The sequence below is a fragment of the Microvirga sp. P4_A5 genome, from assembly GCF_056402495.1.
Genome location: NZ_JBFUHH010000160.1, coordinates 1 through 5,513 on the forward strand (window position 1 = coordinate 1; position 5,513 = coordinate 5,513).

The following is a 5,513-nucleotide window of genomic DNA, read 5'->3' on the forward strand; positions in this document are numbered from 1 at the left end:
GCCCTTCCTTGAGGCAGAGCTGGAACCAGTCGCGGCAGGTGATGCGGTTGCCCGTCCAGTTATGGAAATATTCGTGCGCGATGATGGCTTCGATATTGGCGTAATCCGCATCGGTCGCCGTCTCGGGTGAAGCCAGCACATATTTGTCGTTGAAGATGTTGAGGCCCTTGTTCTCCATTGCCCCCATATTGAAGTCGGACAYGGCCACGACGTTGAATTCGTCGAGATCGTATTCGAGGCCGAAGACGCGCTCGTCCCAGCGCATGGACCGTTCCAGGGCGTCGAGCGCGTAGCCGGCGCGGTCTTCCTTGCCGGGTTCGACATAGATCGCAAGCCGCACCTCTCTGCCGCTCATGGTGGTGAAGGTTTTGGTGACCCGGCCCAGGCGTCCTCCGACCAGGGCGAACAGATAGGCGGGTTTCGGATGGGGATCGTGCCAGACGGCGAAGTGGCGGCTCGTGCCCTCGATCACGCTGGCCTCGACGGGATTGCCGTTGCCCAGCAGCACCGGCGCCTCCTCGCGCTCGGCTTCGATGCGGGTGGTGTAGACGGCCAGCACGTCGGGTCGGTCGAGAAAATACGTGATGCGGCGAAAGCCGTCGGCTTCGCATTGAGTGCAATAATTGCCGCCGGAACGATAAAGCCCCATCAGCTTGGTGTTCGCCGTCGGGTCGATCTCGGTCTCGATGGTGAGCGTAAACGGCCGGCGCGGCGGCTGCGCGATCGTCAGCCCCTGCGCGGAGGCCTCGAATTCGCCGCCCGGCAGGCTGCGCCCATCGAGTGCGAGGGCCTTGAGGTTCACCTCGTCGCCGTCGAGCACCAGCGGCGCGTCGCTGCGACCCTTGGGGTTGGGCCGGAGCGCCAGGGTCGCGGTCACCCGCGTGGCGGTGGGGTGCAGGCGCACATCCAGTTCGACCCGGTCGATCAGAAAATCGCTGGGCCGGTAGTCTTCGAGGCGGATGAGCGGGGCCTGGTCGTCACGCATATGAAGTCACTTTCGTGCTGGAACGGCGGTCGAAGGCGACCATAGCGCCGCCCTGCCACCTCGGCTTCCTGTCAGCCTGGGCCTCACGTGATGATTCGTATCCTTCTACACAAGAGAGATCGCGAAGCGTTGAAACTTCGTCGATCCGACCGGCGATCCCGCAGCAGGCCTGCGTTCAGGCGCCGGATAGAACGCGAGTCACCGGCGGCACGTCCCACGTGCCGTCGAGCAGCGTGTTGCTCGGTCCGTAGAAGCGCATCATCAGCACGAAGGGTCCTTGCGGCGCGGGCAGCCAGTTCGATTCCCTGTCGGCACCCGGCGAGGCACTCTGCACATAGAGAAGCGTCGATCCGTCCGCCTCCGTCCTGAGGTTGTTTCGCGGGCTGATCGTATAGCGGTTCAGCGGGTTGGCGACGAAGAAAAACGCTTGGTCGTACATGGTGAGCGACCAGAAGCCGTTGACGGGTGGCAATTCACCCTTGGCGAACCGGATCACATATTTCGACTCGCCGCTGAGCTTGCGTCCCTCGTTGTCGACGAGGGTCATGGGATAGATCGCATCCTGCGGAAGATTGGCGCCGAGGCCCACCGCCGTGATGAAGGCGCGCTGGGCGTAATCCTGCCCGTAGAAGCCGGTGCGGGTCGAGAACGTCCACCCGTTCACCTGACGGCCGGCGTGCTTGTCCTGCTCCTTGATCCGGCCCCTGGCGAGGGCCGGAGCCTCTTCCATCGCCTTCTGGATTTCAGCGCTCTGGGCGCTGAGCTTGAAGGGCTGGCCGGGCACGATGCCGACAGAGGCGAGCTTTGCCAGAATGACGCCGTCCCCGAGGGAAGGCGGGTTGTCGACCATCAGCATGGCGAGCCGTGTGAAATAAGTGTCCGGATCGAGGCGGCCGACCTGCGTGCGGACCGCGGTCTTCATGTCCACGGACGGATCCACCAGACCGGGCGGGGGCGTATACGGTTTGCCGTAGGCGCTCAGCGGCGTCAGCTTGTAGTTGTCCTGGATGGCATGGACCGCTTTGTAATCCTCCGGCGTGCCCGTGCAGAAGGTGCGCCCGAGGATCCACACCATGTTGGTAGGCGCCGGAATGAGCCTGGCATCGGCCGGGATGGAGCCCGACCATTGCGGGCCGGCGATGACGTATTTCTGCGGACCCGTCCCGGTGGTCCGCTTGCCGGGAACCGCGAATACCTCGGTCCAGGCGCTAAGCATCGGCATGAGATAGTAGCGGCCGTTTTCTTCCGGAAGCTCGAGGACGTACGGCTCCTTGACGAGATCGAGCCACGCGACGGAATAGAGCGTATCCGCATTGGGCGCGGTGACGGCCTTGAAGTTGGCGTCCGGGTACTCGCGCGCATTGGCGAACTGGCCCATCGGCGCGCCCATCGTCCCGCTGGAGGTTGCCACGTTCGTCATCACACGGCGGGTCATGTCCATGGTCAGGAGGGGGTAGCCGTAGAGGTAGGCGTCGGTTGCGGCGTCCAGCAGGCCGGCTTCGCGTCCGCTGTCGAGCATCGGCGCTTCGTGCGGAAGTTGCTGCGCCGTCGCCGATGTGGCGAGCAGCGGAAGGGCCGCGGCCCCCGTGGCAAAACCTCGTCTTGTGATGTTCATGGCGACCTCGGTTCTTCAGAAGGAAAGGGCTGTTGCCGGAACGCGGTCTCGAACGCTTGGACTGTCGCACGGCTTCTGGAGCCTGGCGCCTGACGGTTTCAGACCGGCCAAAGCTATCATGCGGCAACCTGCCAAGCTATCCACGCGGTGGCCGAGCCCCATTGAAATCACTCGGCAATTTGCGTTTTCTCCGAAGGGGTAACCCCCTGTTTCGCGGCCGATGTGGGCTTGCGCGCCAAAAAGCCGGAGCGGCGGGCGAGGGCGAGATCGAGACTTGATCTTCCGGAAAAAAGCGCCAAGACCTTCGCAGCGAAGCGGCCGGTTCCGCGGGGTCGTGCGGCGGCGAATACAAAGCCAGCCGTTCAATCGCATTTCGAAAGGGACATACGATGAGGTATCTGCACACCATGGTCCGCGTCGCGGATCTCGACAAGGCGCTCGATTTCTACGTGGGCAAATTCGGCCTTGTCGAAACGCGCCGCATGGAAAATGAGAAGGGGCGCTATACCCTCGTGTTTCTGGCAGCACCCGGCGATGCGGACATGGCGAAGGAAAAGAAGGCGCCGCTGCTCGAACTCACTTTCAACTGGGACCCCGAGGCCTATACGGGCGGCCGCAATTTCGGCCACCTCGCTTATGAGGTCGACGACATTTATGCGACCTGCCAGAAACTCATGGATGCGGGCGTCACCATCAACCGCCCGCCGCGGGACGGCAACATGGCGTTCATCAAGTCGCCCGACAACGTCTCGATCGAATTGCTGCAGCGCGGCCCCGCCAAGCCGTCCCAGGAACCCTGGGCGTCCATGCCCAACACCGGCACGTGGTAGCGCCCTGAAACGCTCCGCCGGGCCCGCCGCGAAAAGGCCTTGCTCCGATCTCCAACCCGGCTCACGATGACGAGCCGGGTCGTTCCGGCGGAGGAATATCGTGACACGAGAAGCGATCCGCTTTTGGCGGCATGGACAGCCCGTTGAAATCTCAGATTTTCACCCGCGCACCACGCTTCTTGACTATCTGCGATTGGACCAGCGGCATTTCGGCACCAAGGAAGGCTGCGCCGAGGGCGATTGCGGTGCCTGCACCGTCGCGCTCGGCCGTCTGCGCGACGGTCGCGTGCGATACGAGCCGGTCAATGCCTGCATCCTGCTTCTCGGCCAGATCGACGGCGCGACGCTGGTAACCGTCGAGGATCTTGCAAGCGAAGGCGCTCTGCATCCGGTGCAGGCCGCCATGGTGGCGCATCACGGCTCGCAATGCGGCTTCTGCACTCCCGGGATCGTCATGAGCCTGTTCGCGCTTTATCAGGAGGGCGAACGGCCCCTCAGCCGCGAGGCCGTCAACGATGCGCTCGCCGGCAATCTCTGCCGTTGCACCGGCTACCGCCCCATCGTCGACGCGGCCTTGCGGGCCTGCGCCGAGGAGCCCGAACCTGAATCGCCGGAGATTGCGGCGGCCCTTGAACGGCTCGAAGACCGCGAAGATGTTTTCGTCGGCGATGCCACGCATTTCTTCGCGGCGCCCGCCAGCGAATCCTCGCTCGCCACTCTCTATGCCGCGCATCCCGATGCCGTTCTCCTCGGCGGTTCCACCGATGTGGGCCTCTGGGTCACGAAGACCATGTTGCCGCTCGACAAGGTTATCTGGCTCGGCCATGTGGCGGGCCTGCGCAGGATCGAGGAGACGCCGGACACGCTTGTCATCGGCGCGATGGCGAGCCACGCGGATGCTTATCCGGCACTTGAATCGATCGATTCCGATCTCGGCGAGATCATGCGGCGCTTCGGCTCGGCGCAAGTGCGCGCCTCCGGCACCGTGGGCGGCAATATCGCCAACGGGTCGCCCATCGGCGATCTCGCACCCGTGCTGATCGCACTTGATTCCACGCTCGAATTGCGCAGCGCGGCGCACACGCGCACGACCTCCCTTGAAAGTTTCTTCATCGCCTATCGAAAACAGGACAGGCTGCCCGGCGAATATGTGCGGCGGATCATCGTGCCGAAGCTGAAGGCCGACGAGGTGTTTCGCGCCTACAAGGTGACGAAGCGCTTCGACGAGGACATCTCGGCGTCGCTGGGGGCATTCCGATTCACGCTGAACGGGCGACGCATCGCGGGTGCCCGCATCGCCTTCGGCGGCATGGCCGGAATTCCGAAGCGCGCGCCGGAAGCCGAGGCCGCGCTGGTTGGCGTTTCCCTCGACGATGCGGCGGCGTGGGGCGAAGCRTTGTCGGCGCTTGCCACGGATTACCAGCCGCTCGACGACCACCGCGCGTCGGCCGCCTACCGCTCCACTGTGGCGCGCAACCTGCTCTTCAAGGCCTTGAGCGAAACCGCATCCGGCGAAACCCGCGCGACGCGGATCGTCGGGCATCGCGATGCGTTGCAGGCGGCGGAGTAGCGTCATGGGTGACGAGGTCAAAGCGGGTGTCGTCACTTCCCCTTCGAGGGGGGAGGTCGCGAAAGAGGCGCGGGAGGTGGTGGGACCTTTGCCATCGTCCATGTCGGCGCCGACGCAATCCGACCCTACCCCTCAAGGTTCGGGTGAGAATCTCCGCCACGTGCGACAGGCGCTGGCGCACGATTCCGCCATCAAGCACGTCCAGGGCACGGCCCATTACATCGACGACATCCGCGAGCCGGACGGCACGCTGCATGTGGCCATCGGGCAATCCCCCATCGCGCGCGGAAGGCTGGTGTCACTCGATCTCGACGCGGTGCGCGCGGTTCCGGGCGTGGTCGCGGTTCTGACGGCGGCCGACATTCCCGGCAAGAACGACGTGTCGCCGGCCTTCGGCGACGATCCATTGTTTGTCGAGCAGGAGATCAGCTTCCACGGTCAGGCGCTGTTCGCGGTGGTGGCGACGGAGCGCGACATCGCGCGCCATGCGGCGCGATTGGCGCGGGCCGGGAC

Annotated in this window: 4 protein-coding genes and 1 pseudogene; 3 read left to right on the top strand and 2 right to left on the bottom strand. The window is 64.5% G+C overall.

Features of this window, described 5'->3' with window-relative positions; all coding sequences use genetic code 11:
* The coding region (locus tag AC1DVM_RS22365) for a M1 family aminopeptidase (RefSeq protein ID WP_477258212.1) at positions 1–985 on the bottom strand (985 nt) is incomplete at its 3' end.
* A 175-nt stretch (positions 986–1,160) separates the two neighbouring features.
* Positions 1,161–2,600, bottom strand: a complete 1,440-nt coding sequence (locus AC1DVM_RS22370) for a DUF1254 domain-containing protein (RefSeq protein WP_477258214.1) — start codon at positions 2,598–2,600, stop codon at positions 1,161–1,163.
* A gap of 389 nt (positions 2,601–2,989) precedes the next feature.
* Between AC1DVM_RS22370 and AC1DVM_RS22375 the strand changes: the two genes are divergently transcribed.
* The 3 genes and pseudogenes from AC1DVM_RS22375 to AC1DVM_RS22385 all read left to right on the top strand — a co-directional run.
* Positions 2,990–3,430, top strand: a complete 441-nt coding sequence (locus AC1DVM_RS22375; protein ID WP_477258216.1) for a VOC family protein — start codon at positions 2,990–2,992, stop codon at positions 3,428–3,430.
* 100 nt (positions 3,431–3,530) lie between these two features.
* Positions 3,531–5,000: a xanthine dehydrogenase small subunit gene (gene xdhA / locus AC1DVM_RS22380; RefSeq protein WP_477258218.1), complete on the top strand. Its 1,470-nt coding sequence runs from the start codon at positions 3,531–3,533 to the stop codon at positions 4,998–5,000.
* Between the two features lie 100 nt (positions 5,001–5,100).
* Positions 5,101–5,513: pseudogene (locus AC1DVM_RS22385) on the top strand (xanthine dehydrogenase molybdopterin binding subunit); the annotation flags it as partial.

Coding starts and splice junctions, on each gene's coding strand:
- AC1DVM_RS22375 (WP_477258216.1), top strand. CDS start 2,990: ATGAGGTATCTGCACACCATGGTCCGCGTCGCGGATCTCGACAAGGCG.
- AC1DVM_RS22370 (WP_477258214.1), bottom strand. CDS start 2,600: ATGAACATCACAAGACGAGGTTTTGCCACGGGGGCCGCGGCCCTTCCG.